Source organism: Marinilabilia salmonicolor JCM 21150 (assembly GCF_000259075.1).
Lineage (GTDB): Bacteria > Bacteroidota > Bacteroidia > Bacteroidales > Marinilabiliaceae > Marinilabilia > Marinilabilia salmonicolor.
Map to the genome: position 1 here is coordinate 136,348 of NZ_AJKI01000030.1, position 16,173 is coordinate 152,520.

Sequence of the window (16,173 nt, forward strand, 5' to 3'; positions counted from 1 at the left end):
ATTTAAAAAATACTATTTTATTGAGTGTATTTCGATGAAGCTTTTAAAAGTTATTATCAACAGGAGAGAAGTATTACTTCTCCACACAAAATCAATCTAAATCTAAACTTATGGGAAAAATAATAGCTTTCATTAATCAGAAAGGTGGTGTTGGAAAAACCACCACCACTGCATCTGTCGTTGCAGGAATGGCCCATTTAGGGTTGAGAACATTGGCCATAGACCTGGATGCTCAATGTAATTTAACAACTTCATTTGGCGTTACTGATTTCAGGGCAAATACCTACAATACACTAAAGGGTGAATTAGGTCTGGAACCTACAAAAATAGATGAACATCTTGCCATTCTCCCTTCATCGGTTGACTTGAGCGCTTTCGAACTGGAAATGTCTGCAGAGCCGGGGAAAGAATATCTGCTAAAGGAATTGCTTGAACCCGTTTTGGATCAATATGACTACATCCTGCTGGATTGTTCCCCTAACCTGGGACTTGTGTCGATTAATGCTCTAACGGCAGCAGACCTCTACATCATTCCGCTACTTCCCCACCACCTAAGTATTCAGGGATTAACCAAACTATTAGAAATAACTGATAAAGTAAAAAAGAGACTTAACCCAGGCCTAAAAATGGGCGGAATTGTTTTAACCCAGTACAATAACCGCAAAGTACTTCACCGGGACATTGCACAGGTAGTGCAAGAACACTTTGGACAAAAGCTCTTTAAAACGGTTATTCGGGAAAACATCTCCCTGGCGGAAGCTCCCAGTTCCGGAATAGACATTTTTCAGTACGCACCAAAGAGTAATGGTGCTGAAGACTACCTCAGTTTGACCAAGGAAATCATTAATCTTTAAATACCATTATGATGGCAAAAAAAGACTTCAAACAAGGACTGGATTTCTTAATTCAGAACACAAAAGAAAACATTGAAAACCCAAAGGTTACTGATAAAGAAAAAACAGAGGAACCCGGTGCCCAAAAAGCGACTTATTATTTAAACTCAAAGAACCTGAATACCATAAAAGCGATTGCCTGGCATGACCGAAAGCCTATTGGTCAGGTAATTAATGAAGCTTTATCTCTCTACATTAAAAACTATCCTGACCCGGAAAAAGCAGAAAAAAGTTTCCGAAAAGAATCTGGAAAAAGTTAATCCTCTTTTTATTTCAAATACCATACTTCCCATAAGTACCATATCTGCCATAATTGCCATATATACCATAACGGCCATAAAAACCATAAGTGCCATACATACCATAATTACAATACCTAACTGACCTTTTTTTTAACTACTTTACATTAATAAGGCTCTACTTCTTACTGTAAACCTGTAAACCAACATTCTTTATAACTATTTTTCAAATCATTAAAGGTTTACAATTAGTTTACAGTGGTTTACAGGCATTTTACAAACCACTGACTTCTTGCAACTTAATGATTTACATTGATTTTTCTTTATCAGTAGTTTTTTTGCTGTTCCTTTAGAAAAGCTGAAAACCTTATGCCTGAATTATGAATCTCCCCCTCCCTTAAAACGGCCACATTGTAATCAAAAAAAGCAAGTCATTAATATTTATTTCCATTCATTAGTAAAAAATTTAATTATTAAGGTCTAATGGAACTAGCATGCAGGAATTTATACATATTCCCTTGTGGCAATCGTTGCCATGCTCGTTTCATCATAAAGCATTTTTCGGTACATTTACAAATAGTTTAAACCAAATTGCAATTAAACAACCAATTTGGCATTCCGGCTAATCATTTTATTAAACCTTTATTTACCCAAAACACGTCAGGAAAAATGAAACCCTTTGCTATTAACTTCAATCAAATCCTTGCATTATTCAACCCTGCAATACATTCCGAAACAAATGCTTTTATCCTGTTTTCTCACAAAAAACAATTCTTTTCCCTTTATATAGATAAAACATCAGGGCCATTGAAATGTATGCACATCCCAACACGAAAAGAATATGCACCATGGCAGGTTTTTTATCTCCTGTCAGACACCCTTTTAATTGACAAATACTTAAAGAATAACGGACTAAAAAAAATCCCAGCCCTTAAGGAACTGACTTCGATTACCGAAGTTAAATCACAGAATGAAATTTTTCTCCTTTCATTAGGATTAAACAGCGCTTCGGAACAAAATATTAAAAACCTGTCCAAAGAAAACCAGCATATTTTAGATATCACTAGAAAAGCTGAAAAACTTACCGGCTTCGATATCCCTGTTTTCATTAACAATCGCAATTCACTTTCATTTGTATTAGATGCTCCCGGAGGCTCGCTTAGCAATTCTTTTCAAGTATGTGATTTTTCTATAAGTGGCTCTTATGCCCGCTTTTCAAACACCGGGGGTGGCTGTTGGTATCCAAGTTCATACACAGCTCAAAAATTGTTTCTTTTATCTTTTTCCCCCATTTCCTTCTTACAATATTTATCTGAAAAACCTATCTCCGATAAAAACACATTTCTTTTTTCACCGGAATTCTCCCAATCAAATTTCTATGAATTCTTTTTCGAAATGGTAAATGCAGAAGAGATTCGAAAGATGCTGTTGCTACATTCAACCGATCTTGCCGAATCAATTAATTGTGTCCGTTTTGTTCTTTACTGTTTCAACTACTACACAAATATTACAACATCTTTTAATCTCACATCCAATCATCTGGAGCTAACCTTTGTCTATGATAAAAAGGAAGAATACTCTTTAATCTTTTCTGAGTTTTTTGATGCTGTAAGAGCAAATATCAGTAATTATTTGTCCCTGTTACCTGAAACCCAAATTGACAGAGATTTTTTAAGGATCTTTCGACCTTTTGAGCAATTTGACAACTTCTTCCGATACCCGGATCTGGAAAAAGAACCAATTAACCCAAAAGATGATGTCTATTTTTGCATCCCTCTTAAAGAAGAAATTGTATTGGCTCTATTGACTGAACTCCCGAAATTGTTTAACTCACTTTTTAATGACCCGAACCATTCCTTTGAAATTGAACTAACAGAGTCCAAACAATCAGAATAGCATTGATACCACCAGTAACCAAGTGGGATCAATGCATTATTCCTTTTAAACCATCTGCAGGTTTAATATTCCTTTTGCAAAAGCTTCAGCTCTTGAAATCTCGCAGTCAGGATCTCAATTATTTCATCGTCCATATCATCAGAATAGGCAAATTCCTCACCGGAAGGATATTTTTTAAACACATCTTCGCACAAAAAGAAAAAAGACAAAAACAAAAAGGTTTTCATTGAAGTGTCCTGATAATATTCGTAAATATCAGGAAAGTTCTCTTCAAAAATTGAGAAAAAATGGTGGTAAGGAGAAAATTTGTATTGTTTTAAAAACTCTTCTTTAGTCATCATTTCTGCATAACCATCTGCTATTTCAGAATCAATTAATGATTGCCAATAATGCATCGCTTGACCGGAATAGCTTTCAAGCCAATCATAGTATTCTTCGCGGGTAAGGAAGCTACACACAAAGTTGGGATGGTTCTCCAGGAAAAATTCATGGAAAGATTTTTTGAAAAAGTTGTGTGATTCAGCCATAATAAGGAGTTTAAGAGTTAGTAAAACGTGTTAAATATTCGGCGATTTGTTTTAATTCTTTTGTTCCCCTAAAAGTAACTTTTTTGTTCTCAAAAAACGATTATCTGAAAATGTTTCCTTCCTTTTCTTTCTTTTACTTTATCGGAATTGTTAATTTTAAAAGATTTTTGAAGCCTCTAAAGCTTTTGTCAAAAGTTTTAGAGGACTTATATGGTTTATTTTAATGCAATTGTAACCAAATATAATGGCGAAAAAGAAAGCGAATAGCAACCAGAAAGGATTTGAAGAGACATTATGGGATTCGGCCAACCGATTAAGAGGAACCGTAGAGTCAAGCGAGTACAAACATGTGGTGCTAAGCTTGATTTTCCTGAAATTTGTAAGTGACAAATTTCAGGAGCGGCGACAGCAACTCCTTGATGAAGGCAAGGAGAAGTATCTTGAGATGAAAGAGTTCTACAACATGAAGAACATCTTTTTCTTGCCGGAAACATCGCGTTGGAGCTTTATTATGGATCACTCCAAACAGGAAGACATTGCCCTTAAAATTGACACTGCTCTTAGCACCATTGAAAAGACCAATCCATCACTTAAAGGAGCCCTTCCCGATAATTACTTTTCGCGTCTCGGATTAGATGGCAGTAAGCTTTCGTCATTGCTTGATACCATCAACAATATAGATACCGTTGCCGACAAAGAAAACGATGTTGTGGGGCGTGTTTATGAATATTTCCTCGGAAAGTTTGCAGCTGCAGAAGGCAAAGGCGGTGGCGAGTTTTACACACCGAAGTGCATTGTAAACTTGTTGGCAGAGATGCTGGAACCCTACAAAGGCAAAATCTATGACCCCTGCTGTGGCTCAGGTGGTATGTTCGTTCAATCCATTAAGTTTGTGCAAAGCCACCACGGCAGTCAAAAAGACATTTCCATATACGGACAGGAGTACACCGGAACCACTTACAAACTGGCCAAGATGAACCTGGCCATACGTGGTATATCGGCCAATCTTGGAGAAGTGCCTGCAGATACCTTTTTTAAAGATCAGCACCCCGATTTGAAAGCTGATTTCATCCTGGCTAATCCCCCATTTAACCAAAAGGAGTGGCGAGGTTCTGATGAGTTGACCGATGATCCCCGCTGGGCCGGCTACAATGTGCCACCCACCGGAAACGCCAACTATGGCTGGATTTTGCACATGCTTTCCAAGCTATCGGATACCGGAACCGCCGGTTTTGTGCTGGCCAACGGTTCCATGAGTTCCAACACAAGCGGTGAAGGTGAAATACGCCGTAAGCTGGTAGAAAACGATTTGGTGGAATGCATGATCGCACTCCCCGGACAGCTGTTCTACACCACACAAATTCCTGTTTGCCTTTGGTTTCTAACAAAGCACAAAAAGAGCAACGGATATAACGACCGTCAGGGAAAGACGCTTTTTATCGATGCCCGCAACATGGGTACTATGATTGACCGGGTTCACAAAGAATTAACCTCTGAAGATATTGCCACCATAACCCGCACATTCCATGCGTGGCGCGAAGGGAAAGATGCCCTGGATGGCAAACCATTGGAATATGAAGACCAACCCGGCTTTTGTAAATCGGCTTCCCTTGAAGAGATTGCCAAAAATGACTTTGTGCTCACTCCCGGCCGTTACGTGGGAGCCGCTGAAGTGGAAGACGATGGTATTCTCTTTGAAGAAAAGATGGCAGAATTGACTACCACCCTTTATCAACAAATGAAGGAGTCGGCCAACCTGGATGCTGAAATTCGTAAAAACATGGAGGTGCTGGGTTATGGGGAGTGAATGGAAAGAGATATCCTTACAGACTTTTATTAATTTCAATCCAAAAGAATCGATACCTAAAGGAATGCTTAAGAAGAAAGTGTCGATGGATGCATTAATCCCATTTAATAAGAAAATACCTTCATATTCTAATGAAAGATATTATGGCGGGGCGAAGTTTAGAAATGGTGATGTCATTATGGCCAGAATTACTCCAAGTTTGGAAAATGGGAAAACCGCTTTAGTTAATATTTTCGAAAAGGATGAAACTGGATTTGGATCAACTGAATTTATTGTCCTGAGAGCAAAGGAAGGTGTTTCGAACAAAGATTTTATTTTTTATTTGTCTACTTATAGATTGTTTCGAAATATAGCAATTCACTCTATGACTGGCAGTTCCGGGAGACAGCGAGTACAACTTGATGTTTTGAAGAGGTCAATATTTAAACTCCCTCCACTCCCAGAGCAAAAAGTCATCGCCCACATCCTTGGAACTCTCGACGAAAAGATAGAGCTCAACCGGCGCATGAATGCAACACTTGAGCAGATGGCGCAGGCTATGTTCAAAAGCTGGTTTGTAGATTTCGACCCGGTCATAGACAAAGCCCTTGCTGCAGGCAACTCCATCCCGGAGCCATTGCAAAACCGCGCAGAAAAACGGAAAGCACTTGGGGATAAGCGCAAACCGCTGCCCGAAGATATTCAAAAGCTTTTTCCGGATGCGTTTGAGTTTAGTGAGGAGCTGGATAAGTGGGTGCCGAAGGGGTGGGAAGTTAAGCCTGTTGACAAAATGATTCAAATTAACCCTAGAGTAACTCTAAGAAAAGAAACTATTGCACCCTTTGTTGATATGAAGGCACTTCCCACATCAGGTTATTCTGTTTCTAATGTGATATCAAAGGAATATAAAGGAGGTGCTAAATTTGAAAAGGATGATGTATTGTTAGCGAGAATTACACCATGTCTAGAAAATGGGAAGGCTGGTGTTGTTGACTTTCTAAACGAGGGAGAGGTTGGATTTGGTTCAACAGAATTTATTATATTGAGAGGGAAAGAAGCAGTAAAAACTCCCTTTATTGCTTGCCTGATAAGAGATTCTAAATTTCGGAAACATGCAACTCAAAGCATGGTTGGTTCCTCAGGAAGACAGAGAGTTCAGAATGCCTGTTTTTCAAGCTACTATTTAGCAACTCCAGATGATGTCCTTTTAAATAATTTCGATCGACTGATTTCATCTAACTTTAAAACAATCACTCAAAATAAAGAGGAAATAAATACTATAACTAATTTAAGGGATACCCTCTTACCAAAGTTAATATCCGGTGAAATCCGTATTCCTGAAGCACATTATATTTTGAGGACAGAAGCGAATCTGAACATGGCAGCTGAAGAAGCAATTACTTTCACACGCAAATAATCGAATAAATATAAACTCTCCCTTAATCGAATGAATAACAGCACAATACTTAGAACCTCAGCTATCTTATTTGCAGAAGACTCTGAAAACATTAATCCAGTTATCATTAAGCGAAAAATGATTGAGGGAATCTTTTTGGAGCTTGATAATAGAAAACTGAAAATTTTTGAGATTGTAGATTTTCTCAAATCGATGTTGGATTTGGCGTTTACTGAAGAGGAAATTGTTGGGATTATAAATGAATCTTCAGAAGGATTTTTTGACATTATACCAAGTACCGAGCACTCAAAATCAATTGTCCAATTAACCAGTGATAGATTTAAAAAGTTACAAAAGAAGGTTGAGGAATTATCATTCGATGATATTATTGAGCTATTTGGTCAAGATATTTATGAGGGAAGCATTGAAAAGGGAGATATAAGAGACGTAGTCTATAGGTATATTTATTACCTAATAAATACTAATCACAGAACCTTATCAAAAATCATCTCAGGTAAAAAGATTGATGGTGAAATTAGTCTAATAGAAGCAAAATTCAAATCAAGCGAAAGCGACCTGATAAATCAATTCATTAATTGGGATAATAAGGCTAAGGATAAATCACTTTACATGTTGATTTCATATAGCATTGAATATTGTTTAATTGTTAATAATGCAGATAGTGAGAGCTTTGCAGAATCAATAAAGGATAAGGTTTTTTTCTTAGATACGAATATTCTTTTTCGGGCCTTAGGAATAAATGGCGAAACCCGCGAAAAAAGAATAATTTCTTTTTTGGAGAAATGTAGGGATAATGGTCAAGAATTTGCTATTTCGAAATACACATTAACCGAATTCAATGATACAATAAACTATCACCTCAAGCGCATTAACGAGCTGCCATATGCCAAAATAAATCCTGAAATATTTGAATATTTTAATTTGAACAGCTCTATTGCTAAATCCTTTTATACATGGAAAGCTGGAAGAAGTATGGAGGCCCTGATTATTTCAAAATGCACGTTGATGGCTTATTGAAAAAATTTAGAAAGCAATTCAATATTACTATTCAATCCGAGAATATCCATGGAATAAATACTGAAGATTATAATTCCTCGATTACCGAAATGATTTCCGATATTGAAACCTTTAAACAAAATGGTCAATTTGAATCCCATGAAATAGATGCAAAAAACGTATTCTTCATTTCTTCATTACGAGCTGGAGTAGATTATTCTCTATCTGAAACGAAATACTATTTTATCTCCACTGATCAAAAATTAAGAAGCTGGGATTATTCAAAAAGCGATAATCAGCCTATTGTATTACTACCCTCTCATTGGATGTCTTTATTATTAAGATATGTTTCGAGAACTGACAGTGATTATAAAGCGTTTACAAGCTTTCTTAATTTAAAGATAGTTAATGATAATAAGGGACTTGAGCATTTAGACCAAATTTTGACTGGAATATCCAACGTCACAGAAGACTTTGAGGCTCAATCAATTATTGCTGAAAGTATATTCGAGCAAAAATTTGATAAAATATTAAATGGATTACCGGATGAAAAACAAATTGAAGAGGTTGAGGCATTTGCTGAAAAGGAGATTGATCTTCATTTAAAAAGACAGAAAGAGGTTAATAAACAATTAGAGACTGACTATAAAAGAAAAATATCAGAAATTGAGTTAGAAGTTGAAAATAAAGCAACTAGGGAAGCAATAAATAATAAACTTGAAAGTTTTACTCAAATAAAAAATGAGAAACTATTAAGACTTCGAGAAAAGAAGCATTAAAACAAACAGAATATATCAGAAAGTTTAAACTTTCTGAAAAAGCCAGTTCACTTTCTAAAATAATTCAAAGTTGCTTTATAGCCGGATTACTGATATATATCTGTTTTCTTATATACTTGATCAACACCTATGCTTTTTTTCAAAAATACTGGGGATTAATTAGTATTGTGTTTCTTGTTGCTAATTATTTTACAATATTTCTTTTGGGAAAAACTTTGGATCCAGTCAACTACTTTAAAGATTTAAATAAGATTATTTTAAACCGAAAATTTAAAAAAGCAGATTTCAACCCTTTAATTTATGGAAAGTTAAAAAAAGATATTGCGGATTTAAACACTCAAATTGAGCAAATTGATCAAGAGATCGATGATTTAGAAATGCAAAAGACAGGCAGTTGAAAATGTACTCTATCTTTATGACTGAACCCAACCGGATAGAAAGGCCAGTTATTGATATTTTACATTTAAATTACTCCCCCCACATCAAAATGTCCAGTTTATTAATTAAAAAACTGGACATTTTTTATATATTTGTGTAGCTGTAAACTCATGAAAGTTACTGAAAACATATCATCTACAATAAAAAGACTCCCCAGGGGTTATGTGTTCACCTATGCTGATTTTACCCCGGAGGTGAGTAAGAAGGAAGCGGTTATAAAAGCGCTTAACCGTATGGTGCAGACAGGAAAGCTAAAAAAACTTTCTAAAGGCAAGTATTACAAGCCCGAGGAATCAGCCTTTGGCACATTACCTCCGGATCAATTCCAGATAGTAAAAGATCTGTTGGAGAAAAACGGAAAAATAACAGGTTATCTAACGGGATATAGCATCTATAACCAACTGGGGCTGACGACGCAGATAAGCAATGTTATTCAGATTGGAAGAAACGAAACACGCCCTGCTTTTTCAAGAGGCATGTATAAAATCAGCTTTATCAAACAAAAGAATACCATTACCAAAGAAAATATCCCCCAGTTACAGCTTTTGGATGCTATTAGATTTATTAAAACCATTCCGGACACCACTATTGACAATTCCTGCATTATATTAAAAGGGCACTTTAAGAAGCTCCCTTTCGATAAGCAACAAAATTTAATTCGTTTGGCCTTACTATATCCACCATCCACCAGGGCTTTATTAGGTGCCATATTGGAAGAGATAAATAGCAAAATTGAATTAAAAACCCTGAAGAATTCATTAAACCCAATTACAAAGTATAAGTTAAATATTTCGCCCAAGACCTTATCAACCCTTAAAAACTGGAATATTTTATGACCTTACACAACGATCCCAAAGCTTTTGACCAGGTCATTCGTTTAGCTTCAGAAAAGTTAAATATCAATCCTGTCTTTATTGAAAAAGACTATTGGATAACCTTATTATTGAAACGCTTATCCGAAAGCAAGTATGCTCACCAGGTGGTTTTTAAAGGCGGAACCTCTTTGTCAAAGGGCCATCATTTAATTAGTCGTTTTTCTGAAGATGTAGATTTAGCGGTTATTAGTGAGGACGGCCAATCTGCCAACAAAATCAAAACATTAATCAGGACGGTTGAAAAAGAGTTAACTCAAGGTCTCAAAGAACAATACATAGATGGCCAAACAAGTAAAGGTTCCCGTTTTAGAAAGTCTCTTTTTAAATACAACACAAACCTGAAAGGGAATACTTCAAACCGGGTAATAATTGAAATAAATTCATTCGCAAATCCTTTCCCTTATGCCCAGCATGCCATTCATGCATTTATTGCTGATTATTTCAGAGAATCCGGAAATGAACGATTTATCGGGGAGTACGGAATGGACTCCTTTGAAGTAAATGTTTTAGATAAAAAACAAACCGTCATTGAAAAACTGGTATCGCTTATCCGTTTTTCGTTTAGTGACATCCCCATAGATGGCATTAGATCAAAAATCAGGCACTTTTACGATCTCCATCATCTTTTACAGGATGAAGAATGTAACGGATTCATAATGTCTGAAGCTTTTCAAGATGAATTTAACAAGCTGTTGGAGCATGACAAACTACAATTTGATGATCCTACCGGATGGAAAGAAAAAGCATTAACGGATTCAATATTAATGAGTGATTTTGATGGCGTATGGAAGCAAGTTAAGCAACAGTATAATTCAGAGTTAGGCAAATTAGCATTTAGAGCCATCCCGGAAGAGCAAGAGGTGTACGATTCATTTAAAACCATACTGAAAAAGTTATCATGAAGTTTACCGAAGCCAAATTGGAACAAGTCTTTATAGATCTACTTCAGGAAGAAGGTTTTCAATATATTTCAGGAGATCAAATCGATCGTTCTGAAGAAGATGTTCTTATCAAAGAGGATATTCGCGCCTTTCTTAAAAAACAGTACTCAAAAGATGGCATTACTGATTCAGAAATTGATGGCATCATTCGTGAACTGGAAAAACTGCCGGCTTCAGATCTTTATGAAACCAATAAAACGGTTATGCGGAAAGTGTCTGACGGGTTCCTCCTAAAACGGGAAGATCACAAACTGAAAGATCTTTACATTCGCCTTATTGACTTTGAAGGGTTAACAAAAGAAGATGCTGTCAGCCAGACTTCAGAGTTATCAGTAGCTGCCGATGGAAAAGAGAAATACCAGATTCATGCCGATCAGAATATCTACAAATTCGTCAATCAATTTGAAATACAAGGTTATGAAAAGAGAATTCCGGATGGGATTCTTTTTATTAACGGTTTGCCTTTTGTGGTATTTGAACTGAAAAGCGCCATCAGGGAAAACACCAATATTCATGATGCTTATATTCAACTAACCACCAGGTACAAAAGAGATATTCCGGAGTTATTCAAATACAATGCTTTTTGCATTATCAGTGACGGTGTAAACACCAAAGCGGGATCCTTCTTTGCTCCTTACGACTATTTTTATGCCTGGCGGTCGGCTCCCGACAGGCAAATGCTCAACAAAGATGGCTTTGACGGCATGAAATCGCTCATCAGCGGAATGCTGAATAAGAATGATTTGCGTAACATCATTCGCCATTTTATTTATGTCCCGGATGTTTCTAAAAAGGAAGAAAAAATATTGTGCCGGTATCCGCAATATTACGGAGCTTTAAAACTGTTTTCCAATATCAAACAGCACCAGCGCCCGGATGGTGACGGAAAAGGAGGAACCTATTTCGGAGCAACGGGGTGTGGAAAAAGTTATACCATGCTTTTCCTTACCCGTCTGCTGATGAAAAGCAAATTCTTTACCTCTCCCACCATTGTTTTAATAACTGATCGTACTGATTTGGATGATCAGCTAAGCGGACAATTTACCAATGCAAAAGCCTTTATAGGTGACAATGTGGTGGAAAGTGTTGAGAGCCGCGCGGATCTGAGACAAAAACTGCAAGGGCGAAATAGCGGAGGTGTGTTCCTTACTACTATCCACAAGTTTACCGAAGATACAGAGCTTTTAACCGACCGGAATAACGTAATCTGTATTTCCGATGAAGCGCATCGCAGTCAGACCAATCTGGATCAGAAGGTACGTATTACAGAAAACGGTGTAAGCAAGAGATATGGTTTCGCCAAATATCTGCACGACTCCCTCCCCAATGCTACCTATGTCGGCTTTACCGGAACTCCGGTGGATGCCACACTTGATGTTTTCGGAGAAGTGGTGGATGCCTATACCATGACCGAATCGGTAAATGATGAAATTACTGTTCGCATTGTGTACGAAGGCCGGGCTGCTAAAGTGATACTCGACAACCGGAAACTGCAGGAAATTGAGAATTATTATTCCCGTTGTGCTGAGGAAGGTGCCAATGAACATCAAATTGAGGAGAGTAAAAAGGCTACCACCAATATGAATGCTATTCTGGGTGATCCGGATCGACTGAAAGCAGTAGCTGAGGATTTTGTGACTCACTATGAAAAGAGAGTTGAAGAAGGTGCTACGGTGAAAGGGAAGGCCATGTTTGTTTGCAGCAGTCGCCCAATTGCCTGGAAACTGTATCAGAATATCATTGATCTCAGGCCGGAATGGAGTGAAGTGAAGGCATGTGAAGAGGGAAGTGATCTTAGTGAGCAGGAACAAAAAGAAATCATGTCCATGCCCCGCGTTAAAATGATCATGACCCGGGGTAAAGACGATCCGGCCGAACTATACGAGATGCTAGGAACAAAAGAACATAGGAAAGAGCTCGACCGTCAGTTTAAAAACCCCAAGTCCAATTTTAAGATCGCCATTGTTGTGGATATGTGGCTCACCGGATTTGATGTTCCGTTTCTGGACACTATGTACATTGACAAGCCCATTCAGCGGCATAATCTTATTCAGACCATTTCACGCGTTAACCGGAAATACGAAGGAAAAGAAAAAGGACTGGTAGTAGATTACATTGGTATAAAACGCCAAATGAACCTGGCACTTGCACACTACAATAAAAAAGACAGTCAGAACTTTGAAGATATTCAGCAATCGGTTACTGTCGCCAGAGACCACCTGGATTTACTGGATAAGATATTCCATAAGTTCGATGCTTCAAAATATTTCGGCGGTACTCCTTTGGAACAACTCAATACGCTTAACATGGCTGCTGAATTTGTTCAAATGACCCAGGAACTGGAAAAGCGTTTTATGTATCTCGTAAAACGCCTGAAAGCAGCTTATGATATTTGTTCCGGAAGTGAAGCATTTTTTCAGCCGGAAAGGGATAAAATACACTTTTACCTCGCCGTGCGTTCGGTTGTTTTCAAATTAACCAAAGGCGAAGCTCCGGATATATCACAAATGAATGCCAAAGTCCGTCAAATGATTCAGGATGCCATCGAAAGCCAGGGTGTGGAAGAGATATTTAAACTGGGCGATGATCATGAAAAGGAAGTAGATATTTTTGATGAAGATTACCTGAACAAAATAGACAAAATAAAGCTCCCGCATACTAAAATAAAGCTTCTCCAAAAATTGTTGGCCAAAGCCATCGATGAGTACAAGAAAATCAATAAAATTAAGGGAATCGACTTTTCAAAAAAGATGCAAACTCTTATTGAGCGTTACAATGAGAGACGGGAAGCCGACACGTTAAGGGGTGAAGTTCTGGAGGATTTCACCGATGAAATAATCGACCTATATCATGCACTCAAGAAGGAAAAAGAATCCTTTGGTGACCTGGGAATTGACTTCGAAGAAAAAGCTTTTTACGACATCCTAAAAGCCCTGACTGTCAAATACGATTTTGCCTATCCGGAGGAAAAACTAATTCTTTTAGCTGCCGAGGTAAAGGAAGTGGTTGACGACAAAGCCAAATATACCGATTGGAGCAAAAGAGACGACATAAAAGCCGAGCTAAAAGCCGATTTAATCATGCTCCTGGCCGAAAATGATTACCCTCCGGTTGACCGGGACGAGGTGTATAAAGAGATTTTCGAGCAGGCTGAGAATTTTAAAAAGTGGCAGAAGTGAAGGCTTCCGAATGCAAAAAATAGATGAGAATTTTATTCCCTATGAAGAAACGATGTGGAGATGAAATTTCTTAAATTGTAGTTCATGCCTTTCTCACTTCTTGTTTTAACATCAATTCTTTGTCATACCCTATTTGCCAAAAATACATATCCAGGATTTTCATTATTGGATAGTACTGATTTGTTTTTGTAAGTATCAGTTTTTGAGCGTCCTTTATTTCAGTTTTATTTTCCTCAACAAAATCAAACAACTCATTCAATGAAGCGTCATCAAACACTTTGTTTTGTATCTTTATTTCTTTTAGGCCATCAATAAAATACCTGTCGAAAGCCGGAATGCAACCTAAAGTCCCTAGCAGTATCTTACTCAACAATGTATCTGTCGGTGAAATTGATTTTGGATTCTCTTCTCCTTTTGTGAAATATATATTTCTGTAATGGTCAGCCAATTTTATTTTTAAATTCAGTATATCAGGGACATTGCCTCTAACAACATCATTTTTTGAGTTGCACTTTAATTTCTGGCTTTCATGTGAAAACAAAATATCAACCGCACCTCTATGGATTAAATGATTTTTCTGTAATAAGCCACTCGAGCCCCTATACATTCCCCAACTTGCTAAATAAAAAGCCAATTCTAATGAATGAATTTCGGATTGCTGAGACGCGGAAAACGCTAGATGACAATTATCCCATGATGTAAATCTGTGAAACTCGTCTGTCAATATTCCGATTAAGTATTTTTCAATTGTTGGTATTATTTTCATTTTTCAAGTATTTTTGATAATGCAGTAAGATAATCTTCGATGGCCTATACAAGGTGCAGGATATTTTTGCTTTGGCGAAACATCTATATCAGCTTGAAAAGCATGTGAAGAAAAATGTTTAATATCTGTGAGTACCATTGCTGGCGTATAATCTTTGATGTGCAGTAGTTATTATTCTCCATCAAAGAAGTCTCCATCAATTTCTTTTATTTCGTATGTCTCTTTTATCTGTATTCCAATATTATACTGATGCATTAGATCAACCAGCTTAATGCCATTTATGAGGATTATTACGTGATGTGCATCATGTGCTTTCTGAATTGCTCCTTTATCAAAATCAGAGGTCGTTACAAAAACACCTTTAGTAGTGTCTCCGCTCATTGCTCCGATAAAGTTTCGAATATCTTTTTCTCGAACTTTATTTTCTCCATATCTTTTTGCCTGGATATAAATTTTATCCAATCCTAATTTATCCTCGTTTATTATCCCATCAATTCCGCCATCATTTGATTTTGATGTTTCAACAAAATCCCCATATCCCATCCGTTTGAGAAGAATCAGAATAACCTTTTCAAAATAATAAGGATCAATTTGCCTTAACTTGTCTAATAAATCTGATTTGACTTGAGTCTCAATCTCATTAAACCCTTTATCGATCAAATCCTGGGGAGTCGAATTTTTTATCTCTGTATCATCAGTAATTCCTTTCTTTTTCTCATCATCATAGAAATTCAAAAATCCATTAGCGTTCTCAATGTCTTTTAAATGAAGTTTGTCATCTAAAGATTTCTTTCCTTTATCGGTTATCTGTACCATCCCTCTTTTAGGATAGAAAATGTAACCTCCTTTTTTAAGGTATGACTTTCCCCAAGCAATTCTATTCATTATCAGAACATCGCCACTTTTGGTTTTTTGATCTAGTAAATCCTTTGGCAAGTCGCTATAATATTTTTCGACTACTTTGTTTAACAATTCTCGATGATGAATTATTTCACCGTTACTCAAAATGTCAAGTATCGGATTAAATGTTTCATGAAATTTTGGTAATTCATTTTTCATATTCAATCAGTATTTTGTAATGTAAAGTTCCTTATTAGAGCGACTATACGGTAAGCATGTGGAAGAAAGGCAAGGGTTTTGAAATACTTACTCATAAAATTTAGCAAGGGATTGATTAAACACAAAGATGCTCCTTAAACCTCTGTTGCCACCATTTTTTACCATACATCATCGGCCATTATAATCATTACTTATTCAAATATTTATAAACTTCTGGATACTTATTTTTCTTTTGCTTTAATAGTCCTGCTACATAATTCATTGCATTTTCAGCACATTCCAACGATTCTTCAGTTTCAGAATTGTCAGGGAAATATCCGTAAGCCCTCGGCCTCCCACGTAATGTAAAAGTAAGAAATTTTCCCAGCCCGGGGGTACCGGC

The 16,173-nt window shown here is 36.9% G+C and carries 15 protein-coding genes; 11 read left to right on the plus strand and 4 right to left on the minus strand.

The genetic code is table 11. The features are described 5' to 3' along the window. Positions 1–110 precede the first annotated feature (110 nt). From W7W_RS0114330 to W7W_RS0114340, 3 genes are all read left to right on the plus strand, one after another. Positions 111–854 (plus strand): ParA family protein, encoded by a 744-nt coding sequence (locus tag W7W_RS0114330; RefSeq protein WP_010664404.1) that lies wholly within the window; start codon positions 111–113, stop codon positions 852–854. Positions 855–862: 8 nt separating this feature from the next. Further along, positions 863–1,153 (plus strand): hypothetical protein, encoded by a 291-nt coding sequence (locus W7W_RS0114335; protein WP_010664405.1) that lies wholly within the window; start codon positions 863–865, stop codon positions 1,151–1,153. Positions 1,154–1,801: 648 nt separating this feature from the next. Continuing rightward, positions 1,802–3,028: a hypothetical protein gene (locus W7W_RS0114340; protein ID WP_010664406.1), complete on the plus strand. Its 1,227-nt coding sequence runs from the start codon at positions 1,802–1,804 to the stop codon at positions 3,026–3,028. A 62-nt stretch (positions 3,029–3,090) separates the two neighbouring features. On the opposite strand, the gene W7W_RS0114345 is transcribed toward W7W_RS0114340, so the two are convergent. Next, the gene (locus tag W7W_RS0114345) at positions 3,091–3,555 is read right to left on the minus strand and encodes a DUF1896 family protein (RefSeq protein WP_010664407.1); all 465 of its coding nucleotides are present in this window, start codon (positions 3,553–3,555) and stop codon (positions 3,091–3,093) included. A 244-nt stretch (positions 3,556–3,799) separates the two neighbouring features. Here W7W_RS0114345 and W7W_RS0114350 point away from each other — a divergent pair, with 244 nt between their 5' ends. The 8 genes from W7W_RS0114350 to W7W_RS0114390 all read left to right on the plus strand — a co-directional run bounded on the left by W7W_RS0114350 (position 3,800) and on the right by W7W_RS0114390 (position 13,966). Continuing rightward, positions 3,800–5,362 (plus strand): class I SAM-dependent DNA methyltransferase, encoded by a 1,563-nt coding sequence (locus tag W7W_RS0114350; RefSeq protein ID WP_010664408.1) that lies wholly within the window; start codon positions 3,800–3,802, stop codon positions 5,360–5,362. Further along, positions 5,316–6,758: a restriction endonuclease subunit S gene (locus tag W7W_RS22295; protein WP_202947202.1), complete on the plus strand. Its 1,443-nt coding sequence runs from the start codon at positions 5,316–5,318 to the stop codon at positions 6,756–6,758. Before W7W_RS0114350 ends, W7W_RS22295 begins: the two co-directional genes overlap by 47 nt. A 30-nt stretch (positions 6,759–6,788) precedes the next feature. Then, entirely contained in the window at positions 6,789–7,775 is a 987-nt protein-coding gene (locus tag W7W_RS0114360) for a hypothetical protein (protein ID WP_010664410.1), read from the plus strand. Further along, a complete protein-coding gene (locus W7W_RS0114365) occupies positions 7,712–8,533 on the plus strand; it encodes a hypothetical protein (protein WP_148660960.1) in 822 nt (273 codons plus the stop codon). The genes W7W_RS0114360 and W7W_RS0114365 overlap by 64 nt, the downstream gene beginning before the upstream one ends. A 203-nt stretch (positions 8,534–8,736) precedes the next feature. Continuing rightward, positions 8,737–8,931 (plus strand): hypothetical protein, encoded by a 195-nt coding sequence (locus tag W7W_RS0114370; protein WP_157202493.1) that lies wholly within the window; start codon positions 8,737–8,739, stop codon positions 8,929–8,931. A 150-nt stretch (positions 8,932–9,081) separates the two neighbouring features. Beyond that, complete coding sequence (locus W7W_RS0114380; protein WP_010664413.1) at positions 9,082–9,807, plus strand: DUF6088 family protein; 726 nt, start codon at positions 9,082–9,084, stop codon at positions 9,805–9,807. Then, positions 9,804–10,748 carry a nucleotidyl transferase AbiEii/AbiGii toxin family protein gene (locus W7W_RS0114385; protein ID WP_010664414.1) on the plus strand — a complete coding sequence of 315 codons (945 nt, stop codon included), beginning with the start codon at positions 9,804–9,806 and terminating at the stop codon, positions 10,746–10,748. The genes W7W_RS0114380 and W7W_RS0114385 overlap by 4 nt, the downstream gene beginning before the upstream one ends. Further along, complete coding sequence (locus tag W7W_RS0114390) at positions 10,745–13,966, plus strand: type I restriction endonuclease subunit R (protein WP_010664415.1); 3,222 nt, start codon at positions 10,745–10,747, stop codon at positions 13,964–13,966. Before W7W_RS0114385 ends, W7W_RS0114390 begins: the two co-directional genes overlap by 4 nt. 82 nt (positions 13,967–14,048) lie before the next feature. Here W7W_RS0114390 and W7W_RS0114395 read toward each other — a convergent pair whose 3' ends face one another. From W7W_RS0114395 to W7W_RS23910, 3 genes are all read right to left on the minus strand, one after another. Beyond that, a complete protein-coding gene (locus W7W_RS0114395) occupies positions 14,049–14,732 on the minus strand; it encodes a hypothetical protein (protein WP_010664416.1) in 684 nt (227 codons plus the stop codon). A gap of 171 nt (positions 14,733–14,903) precedes the next feature. After that, positions 14,904–15,791, minus strand: a complete 888-nt coding sequence (locus W7W_RS0114400) for a restriction endonuclease (RefSeq protein WP_010664417.1) — start codon at positions 15,789–15,791, stop codon at positions 14,904–14,906. Between the two features lie 187 nt (positions 15,792–15,978). Further along, positions 15,979–16,173, minus strand: a 195-nt coding sequence (locus tag W7W_RS23910; RefSeq protein WP_010664418.1) for a hypothetical protein, incomplete at its 5' end; no start/stop codon positions are given.